Raw genomic sequence first — 883 nt, 5'->3', positions numbered from 1 at the left:
CATTACAGTTGCAGGTGCCGCGGATGAGCTCATAATCTCCTGATCTGACACGGGAGGCTGCCATGACGGGTGTGCCCATCGAGCAGATGCTCGAACTCTGGTGTGTGGAGTTGCGTCAGGTCAAAGCCAACCTCAAGTCGCTGTTTGCTCATCCCAGTGTCGGCGCCTCGGCCGCCGCCTTCCTCGATGGGGTGCTCGGCCCCGAGCGGCGCAAGACCGGCTGGATGCGGGCCGAGGCTGCCGGCGACTTGGGGCCATGGCGCCAGCAGGCGGTGCTCGGCCGCAGCCACTGGGACGCCGATGCCTTGCGCGATCTGGTGCGCGACTATGCCCTTGAGACGCTCGCCGCGCCTGGGGCCGTGCTGGTGATCGATGAGACCGGCTTTCTCAAGCAGGGTGCGCGCTCGTGCGGGGTCGGGCGTCAGTACACCGGATCAGCGGGCAAGATCACCAACTGCCAGATCGGGGTGTTTGCGGCGTACGTGTCAGACAAGGGCTGCGCCTTCATCGACCGTCAGCTCTATCTGCCCAAGGACTGGGCCAACAAGCCCGAGCGCCGCACCGCCGCTCAGGTGCCTGATCGCATCGGCTTTGTCACCAAACCCGAGATCGCCGCGCAGATAATCGCGCGGGCTCTTGTAGCGGGCGTTCCGTTCGACTGGGTCGCGGCCGATACGATCTATGGTGTGGGAGCCATCGAGATGCAGTTGCGCCGGGCCGGCAAAGGCTATGTGCTGGGCGCGCACGCCACGGACCGGTTCAACTCCTGGATTGACAAGCCTGAGGTCGCCGGCACGGCCGAGCAGATTGCCAAGGCTCTTGTGCCCGAGGCTTGGACGCGCCTGTCGGCGGGTGACGGAACCAAGGGAGCGCGCCTGTATGA

General features: G+C 65.5%; 1 protein-coding gene. It reads left to right on the top strand.

Going from position 1 to position 883, the window contains the following annotated elements; all coding sequences use genetic code 11:
- Nucleotides 1-62: 62 nt before the first annotated feature.
- The coding region (locus JKL45_RS29635) for an IS701 family transposase (protein WP_201865352.1) at nucleotides 63-883 on the top strand (821 nt) is incomplete at its 3' end.

Source organism: Microvirga soli (genome assembly GCF_016734765.1).
Classification (GTDB): Bacteria; Pseudomonadota; Alphaproteobacteria; order Rhizobiales; family Beijerinckiaceae; genus Microvirga; species Microvirga soli.
Note: the sequence above shows the minus strand (reverse complement) of the source record. Positions and strands in the feature narration are given on the sequence as shown.